Origin of the sequence: Mycobacterium asiaticum, assembly GCF_001668675.1 — a bacterium.
Lineage (GTDB): Bacteria > Actinomycetota > Actinomycetes > Mycobacteriales > Mycobacteriaceae > Mycobacterium > Mycobacterium asiaticum_D.
In genome coordinates this window covers 48,651-62,860 of record NZ_LZKQ01000189.1, presented here as the reverse complement: position 1 = coordinate 62,860, position 14,210 = coordinate 48,651, and the positions used below count along the sequence as shown (strand labels likewise).

Annotated in this window: 15 protein-coding genes; 3 read left to right on the top strand and 12 right to left on the bottom strand. The window is 67.0% G+C overall.

The window, feature by feature from the left end; translation table 11 throughout:
- Positions 1 to 3: 3 nt before the first annotated feature.
- The 9 genes from A9X01_RS16195 to A9X01_RS16155 form a co-directional block, all read right to left on the bottom strand.
- Positions 4 to 342, bottom strand: coding sequence for a DUF6285 domain-containing protein (locus tag A9X01_RS16195; RefSeq protein WP_036353570.1), 339 nt, complete (start codon positions 340 to 342; stop codon positions 4 to 6).
- Positions 339 to 1,310, bottom strand: a complete 972-nt coding sequence (locus tag A9X01_RS16190) for a phosphotransferase family protein (protein ID WP_065121710.1) — start codon at positions 1,308 to 1,310, stop codon at positions 339 to 341. The genes A9X01_RS16195 and A9X01_RS16190 overlap by 4 nt, the downstream gene beginning before the upstream one ends.
- Entirely contained in the window at positions 1,307 to 2,545 is a 1,239-nt protein-coding gene (locus tag A9X01_RS16185) for an acyl-CoA dehydrogenase family protein (protein WP_065121709.1), read from the bottom strand. Before A9X01_RS16185 ends, A9X01_RS16190 begins: the two co-directional genes overlap by 4 nt.
- A gap of 18 nt (positions 2,546 to 2,563) precedes the next feature.
- Positions 2,564 to 3,175: a TetR/AcrR family transcriptional regulator gene (locus A9X01_RS16180; protein ID WP_065121708.1), complete on the bottom strand. Its 612-nt coding sequence runs from the start codon at positions 3,173 to 3,175 to the stop codon at positions 2,564 to 2,566.
- Complete coding sequence (locus A9X01_RS16175; protein ID WP_065121707.1) at positions 3,175 to 4,071, bottom strand: hydroxymethylglutaryl-CoA lyase; 897 nt, start codon at positions 4,069 to 4,071, stop codon at positions 3,175 to 3,177. The genes A9X01_RS16180 and A9X01_RS16175 overlap by 1 nt, the downstream gene beginning before the upstream one ends.
- Complete coding sequence (locus tag A9X01_RS16170; RefSeq protein ID WP_065121736.1) at positions 4,068 to 5,315, bottom strand: CaiB/BaiF CoA transferase family protein; 1,248 nt, start codon at positions 5,313 to 5,315, stop codon at positions 4,068 to 4,070. Before A9X01_RS16170 ends, A9X01_RS16175 begins: the two co-directional genes overlap by 4 nt.
- Entirely contained in the window at positions 5,315 to 6,502 is a 1,188-nt protein-coding gene (locus tag A9X01_RS16165) for an alpha/beta fold hydrolase (RefSeq protein WP_065121706.1), read from the bottom strand. Before A9X01_RS16165 ends, A9X01_RS16170 begins: the two co-directional genes overlap by 1 nt.
- Positions 6,499 to 7,605, bottom strand: a complete 1,107-nt coding sequence (locus A9X01_RS16160; protein WP_065121705.1) for a homogentisate 1,2-dioxygenase — start codon at positions 7,603 to 7,605, stop codon at positions 6,499 to 6,501. Before A9X01_RS16160 ends, A9X01_RS16165 begins: the two co-directional genes overlap by 4 nt.
- Positions 7,606 to 7,695: 90 nt before the next feature.
- Positions 7,696 to 8,664 carry an NADPH:quinone oxidoreductase family protein gene (locus A9X01_RS16155; protein ID WP_065121704.1) on the bottom strand — a complete coding sequence of 323 codons (969 nt, stop codon included), beginning with the start codon at positions 8,662 to 8,664 and terminating at the stop codon, positions 7,696 to 7,698.
- A gap of 157 nt (positions 8,665 to 8,821) precedes the next feature.
- On the opposite strand from A9X01_RS16155, the gene A9X01_RS16150 reads away from it, so the two are divergent.
- Entirely contained in the window at positions 8,822 to 9,682 is an 861-nt protein-coding gene (locus A9X01_RS16150) for an oxidoreductase (protein WP_065121703.1), read from the top strand.
- The gene (locus A9X01_RS16145) at positions 9,682 to 10,209 is read left to right on the top strand and encodes a GNAT family N-acetyltransferase (RefSeq protein WP_155772119.1); all 528 of its coding nucleotides are present in this window, start codon (positions 9,682 to 9,684) and stop codon (positions 10,207 to 10,209) included. Before A9X01_RS16150 ends, A9X01_RS16145 begins: the two co-directional genes overlap by 1 nt.
- A 117-nt stretch (positions 10,210 to 10,326) precedes the next feature.
- On the opposite strand, the gene A9X01_RS16140 is transcribed toward A9X01_RS16145, so the two are convergent.
- The 3 genes from A9X01_RS16140 to hisN form a co-directional block, all read right to left on the bottom strand.
- Complete coding sequence (locus A9X01_RS16140) at positions 10,327 to 11,529, bottom strand: acyl-CoA dehydrogenase family protein (protein ID WP_065121702.1); 1,203 nt, start codon at positions 11,527 to 11,529, stop codon at positions 10,327 to 10,329.
- 26 nt (positions 11,530 to 11,555) lie between these two features.
- Positions 11,556 to 12,956 carry an acyl-CoA dehydrogenase family protein gene (locus A9X01_RS16135; RefSeq protein ID WP_065121701.1) on the bottom strand — a complete coding sequence of 467 codons (1,401 nt, stop codon included), beginning with the start codon at positions 12,954 to 12,956 and terminating at the stop codon, positions 11,556 to 11,558.
- Between the two features lie 78 nt (positions 12,957 to 13,034).
- Entirely contained in the window at positions 13,035 to 13,832 is a 798-nt protein-coding gene (gene hisN / locus A9X01_RS16130) for a histidinol-phosphatase (RefSeq protein WP_065121700.1), read from the bottom strand.
- A gap of 23 nt (positions 13,833 to 13,855) precedes the next feature.
- Here hisN and A9X01_RS16125 point away from each other — a divergent pair, with 23 nt between their 5' ends.
- Complete coding sequence (locus A9X01_RS16125) at positions 13,856 to 14,209, top strand: hypothetical protein (RefSeq protein WP_065121699.1); 354 nt, start codon at positions 13,856 to 13,858, stop codon at positions 14,207 to 14,209.
- Position 14,210 lies beyond the last annotated feature (1 nt).

The following is a 14,210-nucleotide window of genomic DNA, read 5'->3' as shown; positions in this document are numbered from 1 at the left end:
CTCCTAGGGGTTGTCGTATCCGGGGTGAGCGGCCGCCAGCCGGTGGCCCACCAAGGTTCGCAGGCAGGCGATGACGTCATCGGCGCGCTCGTCCAGTGCGCCGTCGCGGATGGCAGCCGCCAGCGCGGCCTCGTCCGCGAAGCCGAGGTTGGCCAGCGCCGCCCGGACGTCGGATTCACCGGGGTTGCGCAATTCGCGTTCGACCATCCGCAGGGCGTTGGCCGCTACCCGGGAGTGGAAGTTGACCTGGCCCGAAGTCGCCTCGCGCACATCGGTTTCCAGGAACTCGGCGACGGCGGCGACCAGCTCCGCAGCGGTGGGCCGGCCGTGTATCCCGGTCACGACGGGCTCCCGGCAAGCAGGTCGAGCAGGTCCCATTCGTTCTCGCACACCCGGCGGCCGATGGTGGCCAGTTCCACCGACCGCGTCTGCCCGCTGAGGTGCCGCTCGGCCTGATAGCGGCAGATCACCCCCCAGCGCAGGGTCGCCAGCACCAGCCACCAGTGGAACGTCACCCGGTCGACGGTAGTCGCGCTGGCCTGCTCGTAGGCGCGCAGGAAGCTTTCGATACTGCCCAGACCGCCGGCGCCCTGGCTGGGCGGTGCGCCGAACCGCCAGGCGCGTACGCAGAACCAGGCCAGGTCCTCGTAGGCCTCACCCACGTGCACCAGCTCCCAGTCCAGCACCGCGGCGAGATCGCTGCCGTCGACGATCAGGTTACCCATCCGAAAGTCGCCGTGCACCAACACTTCCGGCGACGGTGGCGGCCGGCGGGCGGCCAGCCAACGGAAGGCCCATTCGAAGGTGGCGGTGGTGTCGCCCATGCCGTCGAGCCGTTCCCGCCATTGCCCGATCGGGTCCTCGCGGGTCAGTCCCGGGTCACCGGCATCGGCACGGTGGATGGCCGCGATTGCCTGCGCGCACTGGCGCAACAGCGACTCCCGCGCCGCGGCGGAATCGCCGAGCTGCCGGTAAATGCGCCGAACGATGGTCTCGCCCTTGATCTCCTCACAGATCAGGAACGGGTTCCCGAGCGTGGCCACCGAGTCGTCGGCGATCAGGACATGGGGGACCGGCGCGCCGGCGGCGGCGGCCGCCGCCTGAACCCGTGCCTCCAATTCCATCCCGGCATGGACGTCGTCCGGTGGTCCGGTGCGCAGGATCAGCGAGCGGGGCGCGCCGTCGGTCACCGCATCGAACGCCCAGGTGGTCCGGCTGGCACCGCCGGTGAGGGCGCGCAGGTTGTCGATGCTCACCCGCTCGTTGAGGACCGACTCCAGCAGCGCGCCGAGGTCCGCTGCCAGGGTCATCTCTTGCCGAACTTGAAGAGTCGCTGGGCAACTCGGCGGATCTGGATCTCCTCCGCGCCCTCGGTGATCCGGTAGCGGCGGTGGTGCCGGTAGATGTGCTCGAGCTGTTCGTGACGGCTGTAACCGATGCCACCGAGCACCTGCATCGCGCGGTCGGCGGCATTGCACACCAGCCGGTTGGCGCGGTAATTGGCCATCGAAACCTTGTCGGAGACCTCCATGTGGTGGTTGGCGTCCAACTGGGTGGCGGCGTAGTACACCAGCAGCCGCACCATCTGCGCCTCGGTCTGCAACTCCACCAGCGGCCACTGCACCGCCTGGTTCACCGCCAATGGCTTGCCGAACACCACGCGCTCGCCGGCATAGGCCACGGCACGGTCGATACAGTACTGCGCGGCACCCAGGCTGCTGGCTGCTTGGCGAATCCTGTTCTCGTGCAGGAAGGTTTGGCCCACTTCCAACCCGCGGTCGACTTCACCCAGGATTGCGTCGTCGGGCACCCGGACGTCTTTGAGCTCCACCTCGGCATGGTCGGTGGGCATGTTGAAGGTCCACCAGTAGTACGGGATGTGGAAGCCGGGGGAGTCGCAGGGCACGAGGAACGCGGTGATGCCGCGCGCCTGACCGGGTTCACCCGATGTGCGGGCGAACACCAGGTCGTGGGTGGCCCGGTGGACGCCGGTGTTGAATCGCTTGGCGCCGTTGATCACCCACCCGTCACCGTCACGGACCGCGGTCGTCTCCAGCCAGGTGGCGTCCGACCCGTGGTTGGGTTCGGTCAGCCCGAACGCCATCGACCGCTCGCCGGTGATCAGTGCCTCGGTCCATTCCTGCTTCTGGGTCTCGGTGCCGAACCGGTCCATCATGATGACTTGCGGGAAGTTGCCGACGATCGAGGACTCGTCCTGCAAATCGTTGTGCAACCCGAGTCCCTTGTGCGCCAGGTGTTCCCGAATGACGGCCATGTCGATATTGCTGCCGTCGCGACCGCCGAACTGGGACGGCAGCCCGTACCGCAACCAGCCCGCCTTGTCGGCTCGCCTGCGCATCTCACCGAGCAGATCTTCCCACTCCCGCCGCGGGATCCCGCCGCTGTCCCAGTCGGTGCGGGCGTTCTCCCGACGGTGGTCGAAGTACTGGATATTCTCGCGTTCGAGTGGTTTGATCTCCCGTTCGATGAACTCATCCATCTCGGCGAGTAGGCTCGGAAGGTGTTCGGGGAGACTGAAATCCACGTTGATCGCTCCTAGTTGTCAAGCGCCGTACAGAGTCTTCTGCCAGATTTTCGACAGTACGCCAATGGCATCCTCGTCGGTCATCGTCACGCCGAGGTTCGGTCTGCCGACGAACACGGTGGTGAAATTCTCGAACAACAGCGAGATCGCGGCGGCGGTGTGCTCCGGGTTGAGGTCGGTCCCGTAGCCCTGCTCCTGGGCCCGCCGGACGGAGGCGGCCACGATGTTCATGCCGAAGCGGCGGAATTCGTTCTGGACGGCAGCGAAGCGTTCCTGGGTGGCGGCCAGCTGGGCCACCGCGATCATGATCCCGATGTTCTGCTTGAACATGCCCCAGTAGCCGGTGACCACGGAGACGAAGAACGCGTCGTCGGCGGGGGAGTCGGGCAGGTGAACACTGAGCCCGGACGGTTCGACGACGTCATGCAGGAATGATTCGGCCAAGGCGGCCAGCAGGTCCTCTTTGTCGGTGAAGTAGCGGTAGAAAACCGCCGAGGATTTGCCGGCCGCCGAGGTGATGTCGGCCAGCGTGGTTCCGTGAAAGCCACGCTCGGCGAACAGTTTTCGCGCGGCTTGCTCGATGGCCTGGCGGGTCTGGCGGCCTTTGGCGCTGACCAGTTCGGCGGGCATCAGGTTCGGATCCGGTCACCGGCGCGCAGCAGCGCGCTCGGCAAGTCATGTCCGACGGCGTCCCTCGCGACCTGCGCCGCGGCGATCGCTGCCGGCAAGTCCACGTCGACGTCGAACCCGCTGTCGGTCAGCAGGTACACCAGGTCTTCGGTCGCGATGTTGCCGGTGGCGCCGGGCGCGAACGGGCAGCCGCCGAGCCCGCCGACCGAGGCGTCCAGCCGGGTGACGCCCGCCAGCACCGCCGCGTAGGCGCAGGCCAGTCCGGACCCGCGGGTGTTGTGGAAGTGGCCGCCCAGCGGCAGGTCGCCGATGACCGGACGCAACCGGGCGATCAGCGAACTCACCCGGCCCGGGGTGGCGGTACCGATCGTGTCGGCGATGGAGAACCGGTCCACCCCCTGGCCGCGGGCCGACGCTGCGATGTCCAATACCCGCGAAGGGGGTGTCGGTCCCTCGAACGGGGAGTCCCAGGCCGTGGCGACGATGACCTCGACGGTGGCGGCACTGTCATGCGCGATCGCGACGATCTCGCTGATTTGTGAGGTCGCTTCGGCGCTGGTGCGCCCGACGTTCTTCTGGCTGAAGGTGTCATCGGCGGCCACCACGTATTCGATCGACCGCAATCCCGCGGCGATGGCCCGTTTGGCCCCGTTCGGGCTGGCCACCAGGGCGGAGAACTCGATGCCGGGAAAGTTGTGCAGTTCGGCGGCCAGTTCGGCGGCGTCGGCCATCGACGGCACTTTGGACGGCGAGACGAATGCGGTGGCCTCCACTTCGCGCACGCCGGTCGCCGCTATGGCGGCCAGCATTTCCAGCTTGGCGGCCAACGGTATTGGCGTTTCAATCTGTAAGCCGTCGCGCAGCGCGACCTCACGGATATCGACGTGCGTGCTCATAACACCTCCTCGGCGACCAACCGGGCGACCTCGTCGGCCGTCTTGCCCAACAGCCCGGTGTAGACGTCCTCGTTGTGCTGGCCCGGGCGCGCGGGGCCGGCGTAGCGGACGGTGCCGGGGGATTCGGAGAGCACCGGCACGATGCCCGGTCCCAGCACCTCCCGCTCGACTCGCTCGTCGTAGTGCGGCACCAACATGCCGCGGGCGCGCAGCTGCGGGTCGTTGACGACTTCGGCGACGGTGTTGATCGGTCCGGCGATAACTCCTGCGGCCGAGAGGGTTTCGATGATCTCGGCGGGCTGGCGCTGGGCCGCCCAAGCGCCGATGATCTGATCCAGCTCGTCCTGGTTGCGGCCCCGGGCGCCGTGCGTGGCGAACCGGTCGTCGGTGACCAGTTCCGGCTGCCCCATGGCCTTGCACAGCCGGGCGAACACGGTGTCCTGGTTGGCCGCGATCACCACCCAGGAACCGTCGGCGCTGCGGTAGATGTTCGACGGTGCGATGCCCTCCAGCCGGGTGCCGGACGGCCCGCGAACCACACCGCCGACGTCGTAGTCCGGAATGGTGGATTCTTGTACCGCCAAACACGATTCGGTGAGGGCAACGTCGACCACCTGCCCGTGCCCGGTCACGCTGCGGCGGTACAGCGCGGCAAGCGCGCCCTGCGCGCCGAACATTCCGGCCAGCGTGTCGCCCAGCGACAGCGCCAGCCGCGGCGGCGGTCCACCCGGGAAGCCGTTGAGGTGCCGCAACCCGCTCGCGGCCTCGGCCACCGAGGCGTAGCCGGCCTTATGTGCATCCGGACCGGTCTGGCCGTAGCCCGACACCCGAACCAGGATGATGCCCGAATTGCGTTCGCTGAGTACGTCGTAGCCCAGGTTCCACTTCTCCAGCGTCCCGGGACGGAAGTTCTCCACCACGATGTCGGACTTCTCGACCAGTTCGAGGAACAGCTCGCGCCCCTCCGGCTTGCGCAGGTCCAGCGTGATGCCCCGCTTGTTGCGGGCATGCACGGTCCAGAAGACCCGATGCCCGTTGAGTTCGGCCTGCCCCCAGGTGCGCAGCGGGTCCGGGGCGCCCGGGGGCTCGACCTTGATGACGTCGGCGCCCATGTCGCCGAGCAGGCGACCCACGAACGGTCCGGCGATCAGGGTGCCCAGTTCCAGCACCCGGATACCGTCCAGGGCTCCGGCAACGCGCCGCTGCTCAGCATCGCTGCGCTCTGCATCGTCGCCGGCGGGCATCACCCGGCACTCGCGAAGTCGTGTCTGATCAGCCAGTCGGTGACGATGTCGACAGCCTGGCGCAGCTTGTCGCGCTGGTCAGGTCCCGCGTAATAATGTGTGGCGCCCGGGATTTCGTGCATCTCCTTGTCCGGGTGCCCGATCGCCTCGTAGAGCCGTCGGGTGTGGCTGGGTGTGCAAGCGTCATCGCCCAGGTTACCGATCACCAGCGCTGGGATGGCAAGGTCCTTCCCGCATGCCACGCCGTCGCCCCGGGCGTCGTCGTAACTCCACTGCGACAGCCAGCCGCGCAGCGTCGAGTAGCGCGCCAGGCCGACCGGGCTCATGTTCACCACCTGCGGGTCCCCCAAATAGCAGGTGCCGGGGGTGCGCTCATTGGGGTCGACCGTGGGATCCAGCCAGCGCGGGTCGGCCATGGTGCCGTGCACGACGAAACAGAACTCGTCGTCGGGCCGGCCTGCCGCCTTCAGCTCGGCCAGCTTGTCGCGCACCCAGGCTGTGATACGGCGGTTGCGGTCGATCTGCGCCTGCCGGTAGCGCGCCAGAAACTCCTGGCTGTAGGGCGGCTGATTCGGGTTGTCCGGGTTGTACAGGTCCAGTTCGGGATCGCGCTTGGTGGGGTCGGCCTCGTCCAGGATCGACGCGTCCAGCCACTCGGTGAGGGTGCCGTGCCGGCTGATGTGCGCCGCCAGCAACATGATGCCGTCGGCCGCCGGCAGGTCCAGCTTGGTCAGGTCGGGGCCGTCACCCGACGGGCTGGAGGTGATGGTGGCGTGCTGAGCCTGCTGTTGGTAGAACATCGACAGCGAGCCGCCACCGCTCCATCCGGCCAGCACCACCTTGCGATAGCCGAGCCTGTTCTTGGCGTCCTTGATGCACTCGCCGAGGTCTTCGACCACCTTCTCCATCAGCAGGGTCGAGTCGGTGCCGCGGAATCGGCTGTTGCAGTAGATGACGTGGTGGCCGGCCCGGGCCAGCGCATTGATCATCGGCAGGTACGCACCGCCGCCGATGGGATGCATGAAAACCAGCACGGTGTCCGACGGGCGGTCCTTGGGCTTGAGCAGGTAGCTTTCCAGCACGGTGATCTCGGCCAGCCCGCCGTACACGTCGCGCACACCGGAATTGTTCTGGAATGCAACGAGATACGGGATACGGTCGTAGTCGTGTTTGACGGCTTGCTTCATTGGTGCTGTCCCAGGTCGTGTGCCAGTATTTCGGGTGACGGTGTCAGGCGGCGACGGGTGTCGATCGCGATGACCTGCCAGTCCACTCGCTGATAGTCGTCGAACTTGCGGCGTGCCCGTTCGCGTGCCTTTTCCGGCGCGCCGTGGTGAACGCCTTGCGGTGCATGGGATATCAGGCCGGGCGGCATCGGGATGCCGTACAGCGAACCGCCGTGGAAGAACGCGATCTCGTCGTAGTCGACGTTGCGGTGGTACCACGGCGTGCGTTCGGTGCCAGCCACCGTCTCGGCGGGCTTCGGCAGGAAGTTCATCACGTAGACACCGGTCGCCTGCATGAACATGTGCACCGTCGGCGGCAGGTGCACGCTGTCGGAGGTGACGACGTTGTAGTCGTCGATGTTGAAGGTGAAGGCGAAGTTGTCACCGCGCCAGCCTTCGACGTCGATCGGATTGTGTTGGTAATACAGCGTTGTCGACCCGTCGCCCTGGACGTCCCGGTGCACGAGCCGCACCTCGTACTCGTCGCGTCCGTCGTCCTCGATCGGGACCGGTTCGGGGATGGTGGCCTGCGCGGGATCGAAGGGGAAGTGCCGGCCCAGGCTGCCCGGCGGTGGCACCCGGAACTCGTCGGTCGCCTCGATCATCAGCAGCGTGGTCTCGCTGTCCGGCAGCTGGCGCCAGGTGCAGGCCTTCGGGAGGTAGATCCAGTCGCCGTGGCGGTAGCGAAGCGGCCCGAACTCGGTCTCCAGCAGGCCGGCGCCCTGGTGAACGAAACAGAGCAAGTCTCCGTCGATGTGCCGGGTGTAGAACGGCATCTCCTCGTGCCGCCGGCTCAGCAGCACCCGGCAGTCGGCGTTGCTGAACATCAGCAGCGGGCCGCCGGCCGCATCGGTGGCGTCGCTGGGCTTGAGCTGGTCGGCCAGTACGTCGACCGGGCGCAGCGGACCGACCGCGCGAAAGGCGGTGGGATCGTGGCGGCGGTAGATGTTGGCGGTGCGTCCGGTGAAGCCACCGCGACCCAGTTCGTCGTCTTTGAGGCCGTCGAGGTCGGCGTGGACACGCCGCGGCGTCCGGCCTTTGCGCAGGTGGATAAAGGATTCCATGACTGACTCCGGGGTTTCGCCGCTACAGAACTAAAAGTGACATTACTTTTTCTTTTAGTTTGGCACAAGGCTGGTGGCGTGCGGCCGGAGTCAGCGGACGCGCAGCACGACCTTGCCCTTGGCGCTGCGGTTCTCCAGCGACGCCACCGCGGCCGCCGCCTCGTCCAGCGGGAAGACGTCCGGCTCGGGAGGGGACAGCTTGCCGGACGTGAACAATTCTTCGAGTGCCGCCCATTGCTCCTCGAGCGCACCGGGATGCCTGCCGGCCCAGGCGCCCCAACCCACACCGACAACGTCAATGTTGTTGAGCAGCAACCGGTTCACCTTCACGGTCGGTATTTCGCCACCGGTGAAGCCGATCACCAGCAGCCGTCCGGCCGGGGCGAGGGAGCGCAGCGAATCGGTGAAGCGGTCGCCGCCCACCGGGTCCACCACGATGTCGACGCCGCGACCACTGGTCAACTCCTTGACCGCGTCCTTGAACCCATCGGCCAGCACCACATCGGTGGCGCCTGCCGCGGTGGCGATCTGGCCCTTCTCCTCGGAGCTGACCACGGCGATGACGCGGGACGCCCCCAAGGCCGGCGCCAATCGCAGCGCCGACGTGCCGATGCCGCCGGCCGCGCCGTGCACCAGCACCGTCTCGCCCTGTTGCAATCGGCCGCGGACGGCCAGCGCGAAGTACACCGTCAGGTCGTTGAAGAGCACACCGGCGCCGGCCTCGAAGCTGACGTTGTCTGGCAGCTTGAACAACCGGTCGGGTGCGAGCACGGCGACCTCGGCCATGCCGCCGGTGAGCATGGTCAGGCCGAGGACCCGGTCACCGGGCCGCACGTGCGCCCCGTCCGGCGCCGACCGCACCACGCCCGCGATCTCGGCGCCGAGTACGAACGGCGGATCCGGTCGGTACTGGTAGAGACCGCGGGTGAGCAACGCGTCCGGGAAGGCCACCCCGGCGGCATGCACGTCGACAACCACACCGTCACCGGTGGGTTCGTCGATCTCGGCCACTTCGATCGAGTCCGGACCATCCAGCTGAGTCACTCGTGCTGCGCGCATGTCGACACCCTACTTCCGGTTCAAAAGGCACGATGGCGGGGCCGCAACTGCTCACCCAGCAGGGCCACACCTTCGATCGACGTGGTGATGTCGTCGCCGTCTCGCCGACGCCAGCAGCGCGTGGAAGGTTTGCCTGGTTCGACGCTAATCTCAGCTCATGAACCCATTCCCGCTCGGTCGGTATCCGGTTGCCCGGATCGGTTTCGGGGCAATGCAACTGCCAGGGCCGAACGTGATGGGCCCGCCGCGTGACCACGACGAGGCGATTGCGGTGTTGCGGCGCGCGGTGGAACTCGGTGTCAACCACATCGATACCGCGCAGTTCTACGGGCCCAACGTCGCCAATGAGCTCATTCGCGAGGCGCTGCATCCGTACCCGGAGAACTTGGCCCTGGTGAGCAAGGTGGGTGGGCGTCGCGACGAGCAGGGTGCCTGGTTGCCGCTGTCCGACCCGGCCGATCTGCGCCGCGACCTGGAAGCCAACCTGCGCACGCTCGGAGTGGATCAGCTGGCCGCGGTCAACCTGCGGCTGTTCGAAAGCGAGGCGCCGGACCAGCTTTTCGATGACCAGCTGGCGGCCCTGATCGCCGCTCGTGACGACGGGCTGATCGGGGGAATCGGACTCAGCGAAATCACCGTCGCGCATCTGCGGCACGCGCTGGAAGGCACCGAGATTGTCTGCGTGCAGAACGCTTTCAACCTGGTGCATCGGGCATCGGCACCCGTGCTGGACGAATGTGTCTCGCGCGGAATAGCTTTTGTGCCCTTCTTCCCGCTGGGAGCGGCGTTCACCGGTCCGAACAATCCGGTGCTCGGTAATGAGCTGGTGCGCAGCACCGCTGAGCGGCTCGGTCGCACTCCGGCGCAGATCGCGCTGGCGTGGACGCTCAGCGTGGCGCCCAACGTATTGCTGATCCCGGGCACGTCTTCGGTGCGGCACCTGGAGGAGAATCTGGCCGTCGCGGATATCGAGCTCGACGAAGACACGCGCGCCCAGCTGGACGCTGTCGCCGGCTGATGCTGGTCCGCCCGGCAGTCGCCGCCGATGCGGCCGCGTGTGCCCAGATCTACCGCCCGTATGTGCTGGACACCGCGATCACGTTCGAAACCGAAGTCCCGTCTGCCGAGCTGATGGCGAACCGTATCGCCGCCGCCCGGGCGAAATACCAGTGGCTGGTGCTCGAGGTGGACGGTTCGGTGGCGGGTTATGCCTATGCGCAGCAATTCAATCCGCGCGCAGCTTATCGATGGTCCATCGAGACCAGTGTGTATCTGAACCCGGATCGGTTGCGCGCGGGCGGCGGGCGGCTGCTGTACACCGAACTGCTGAGTCACCTCGCGGGTCGGGGCTACCGGCGCGCGTTCGCCGGCATCACCCAACCCAACGAAGCCAGCAATGCGTTACACGCAGCGTTCGGTTTCCAGCCGGCAGGTCTCTATCGGCGGGTCGGCTGGAAAGCGGGTGCGTGGCACGATGTGCAGTGGTGGCAGCTGGATCTGCTTTCGCCCGACGAAGAGGTGGATCCGCCACCAGAGGTCAGCTAAGCCGAGCGAACAATTCGAGCGCGTTGTCGCGCTCAATCACCTTACGCAGACCGCGAAAAGACGCGAAAGCGCCCCAAATTGGCCATTTTGGGGCGCTTTCGCGTCTGCTCGCGGGGGCTACTTGAGTTCGGCGGACGACAGGCCCAGCAGGCGGCGGGCGACCACCAGCTGCTGAATCTGTTGGGTGCCCTCGAAGATGTCCAGGATCTTGGAGTCCCGTCCCCACTTCTCCAACAGTGTTTGCTCGGAATAGCCGGTGGTGCCGGCCAATTCGACCGCTTTGAGCGTGACGTCACTGGCCATCCGGCCGGCCTTCGCCTTGCTCATCGACGCTTCTTTGGAGTTGGGGATGTTATTGTCGGCCTGCCAGGCGGCGCGCAACGACAGCAGATAGGCCGCTTCCCAGTCGGCTTCCATCCGCAGGAACTCGGCGGCCGCCGCGCTCTGCACCTGCGCGGGCCGGTCGTAGTCGATCTCCACTCCGGCCTCGGCGAGGATCTTGCGGATTTCCTCCAGCGCGGCCCGCCCGATGCCGACGGCCATCGCGGCCACGATCGGCCGGGTGTTGTCGAACGTCTCCATCACACCGGAAAAGCCTTTGCCGACTTCGATTTCCGGATTGCCCAGCAGATTGTCCTTGGGAATGCGGGCATTGTCGAAGCGGATCACCGCGGTGTCGGATCCCTTGATGCCGAGCTTGTGCTCGAGACGTTCCACCGTGACACCCGGGTGCTCCCGCGGCACGATGAACGACTTGATCGCCGCGCGGCCCTGCGACTTGTCCAGGGTTGCCCAGACCACGATGTGGGTGGCACGCGAACCCGCGGTGACGAAGATCTTCTCGCCGTTGATCACATATTCGTCGCCGTCGAGCTTGGCGGTCGTCGTGACCGCCGCCGAGTCGGAGCCGAACCCCGGCTCGGTGATGGCCATGGCGGCCCACACCTTGCCGAGGCGCTCCAGTTGCTCCTCGGTGGCCACGGCGGAAATCGCCGCGTTGCCCAAGCCCTGGTAGGGGATGGACAGCATCATCGCGACGTCACCCCAGCTGGCTTCCAAGGTCTGCACCAGCGCGGCCATGTTAGCGCCGTTGTGGTTGTCTTCCTTGTTCTCGGCACCACGCAGTTCGCCCGCGCCGGCGAAGCTGTAGGACTCCGACGCGCCCTCGAACAGGCTGATCAGGGTGTCGAGTTCGACCGGGTAGGCGTGTTCGCGCAGGTCGTACTTGCGGGCAATGGGCCGCACCAGCTCCGCAACGCCCTGGTGCGTCTTGGTGACGACCGCTTGCAGTTTGCGGGGGAGCTCCAAATTGATTGCCATGACTGTTCTTTCGTTCGCTCGAAAACCTAGATGACCACTACGCCCTCGGCGACGCCGATCGCCCGCAAATCGCGGTACCAGCGTTCGACCGGGTGTTCCTTGGTGAAACCGTGGCCGCCCAGCAGCTGCACCCCGTCAAGGCCGATCTGCATGCCCTTGTCCGAACCGAGCCGCTTGGCCAGCGCCGCCTCGCGGGCGAACGGCAGGCCCTGCTCGGCGCGGGAGGCGCCGCGCCAGGTGATCAGCCGCAGCCCGTCCAACTCGATGGCGATGTTGGCGCACATGAATGCGACGGCCTGACGCCGGGCGATCGGCTCGCCGAACGCTTGGCGTTCCTTCACGTAAGGGACGACGTAGTCGAGCACCGCGTGCGAGGTGCCGACCGCCAGCGCGGCCCACCCCAGGCGCGACAGCGCGATCGCTTCGGAGTAGTCGTCGTCGGTGGCCCCGTCTTCGCCCAGCCGGGCATGCAGCGGCACCGTCACACCGTTCAGTTCGACCTGCCCCAGGGCCGCAGCGCGGATACCCATGCTGGGGTCCGGCGTAACGGTGAGGCCCTGGCTGGACGATTCCACGATGAACAGCGCGGGTTTGCCGTTGAGCTGTGCGGCGATGATGAAGAGCTCGGCGTCGGCCGCGGCCGGCACCAGTGACTTCACGCCGTCCAGCCGGTAGCCCGACGGGGTCCGCACCGCGGTGGTGCGCAGCCGCGTCGGATCGAAAAGCGGCTGCGGCTCGGCGATGGCTACGCAGGCCTGCGGCACATTCTCGCCGGCGAACTCTTTGAGGTAGGTGTCCTGCTGGTCGGCGCTTCCCCAATGGACCAGCGCTGAGGCCACGCCACCGGGCGCCAGGATCGGCAGCGCCTGTCCCATGTCGCCGTACGCGAGCGCCTCGGCCACCAGCACGTTCGTCACCGCCGAGCGGTGCTCGGCGATGCCGTCGAACTCCTCGGGGATGTTGATCGCGGTGATGCCGAGCTCGGCCGCTTTGGCGAGTAAGCCGGAGGGACCCGAGGGATAAGTGGCGGCTTCGTCGGCGTCGTGGGCGGCCGGCCGCAGGATCTCGGCGGCGAATTCCTCGACGGTCTCGACGATCATCTGCTGGTCGTCGTCCGGCGTCAGGTCGAAGTAATCCTTACCGCTGGACTTGAGCCGGGTCGGCGCGCCGCGCAGGCTCTGCACCTTCTTGAACTGCCGACTTGCGGCGCCCATGGTGGAGAACACCGTCTTGGTGCCGTACTGCAGCGTGCGGTTGAGCGGACCACGCAGGTTGTACTTGTCCAGGAATTCCTGGCCGACGATCGGGGTGATCAGGGCGATGGCGACGTCGACGCCGGTTCGCTTGTGTGGCTGCATCCCGATCGCGGTCTGTTCGCCACGGCCTTTGCGGCCCTTGCGGGTGGGTTTAGGAGCGGTGTCGGTCATATCGGCAGCCTCGGTCGTTGGGGCGTTGCGTGTACAACCGTATCTTACTCCGGAGTAAGATAGATAGGGCTGTGTTGCCTAATTCACACCGAACTCCAAGGCGCTCAATACCTGTTCATGCAGCAGATCGTTGGTCGCCACGGCACTGCCGCCGTGCGGTCCGGGGGCGCCGTCGAGGGCGGTGAATCTCCCGCCCGCTTCGCGGACCAGGATGTCGAGGGCGGCGAGGTCCCACACCGATACCTCGGGTTCGGCGGCGATGTCGACGGCGCCCTCGGCCAGCAGGCAGTAGGACAGGAAGTCGCCGTACGCGCGCACCCGCCAGACCGCATCGGTCAGATCGATGAAGCGCTCGCGCAGACCCAACTGCGCCCAGCCGGACAAGCTGGAAAATGACAAGCTCGCCCAATCCAGTTGTGCCACAGCGGAAACGGACAACGACCGGGCAGGTCCGCCGTCTACCGATGCGTGGGCGCCCTGACCGCTGGCCGCCCACCACCGTCGCTGCAGCGCTGGGGCGCTCACCACACCGACGATCGGGACGCCGTCCTGCAGCAGTGCGATCAGGCTGGCCCACACCGGCACCCCGCGGACGAAGTTCTTGGTGCCGTCGATGGGATCGATGATCCACTGCCGGCCGGCGAATGTTGCGGTACCGCCGAACTCCTCGCCTAGCACGCTGTCCCCGGGCCGCTCGGCGGATATCGCGTCGCGCAATTCCGTTTCCACGGCGCGGTCGGCGTCGGTCACCGGTGTCAAATCGGGCTTGGTCTCGACGCGCAGGTCGATCGCACCGAACCGGGCGCGAGTCACCGCGTCCGCCCGGTCGGCCAGGGCCAGCGCAAACCGCAAATCCGTCGAATCCGGGTGACTCATGCCAGCAGTCCTACCATGGACATGTGTGGGAATTCATGGTGCTGCTGCTGCTCGTCGCGGTGCTCGTCGTCTTTTTGGCGCCACGGTTCATCAAGCCCGGCCCGCGGGGCGCCCTGGCCAGCGGCACACTCCTGGTGACCGGTGTCACCTCGGGCCCGCCCGACGCCTCCGGGCAGCAGTTCGTCACCATTTCCGGGGTGATCAATGGGCCCACCGTGAACGAGCACGCCGTGTACGGACGCCTGGTCGTCGGCGACGATGCGCCCAGGCCTGCCACCGGCCAGCAGCTGCCCGTCGTGTACTCACCGAAGAACCCGGACAACTGGCGATTCGCTCCGTCCGAGCCGCCGGACGCACCGCAGCAGTTCGAAGACTAGC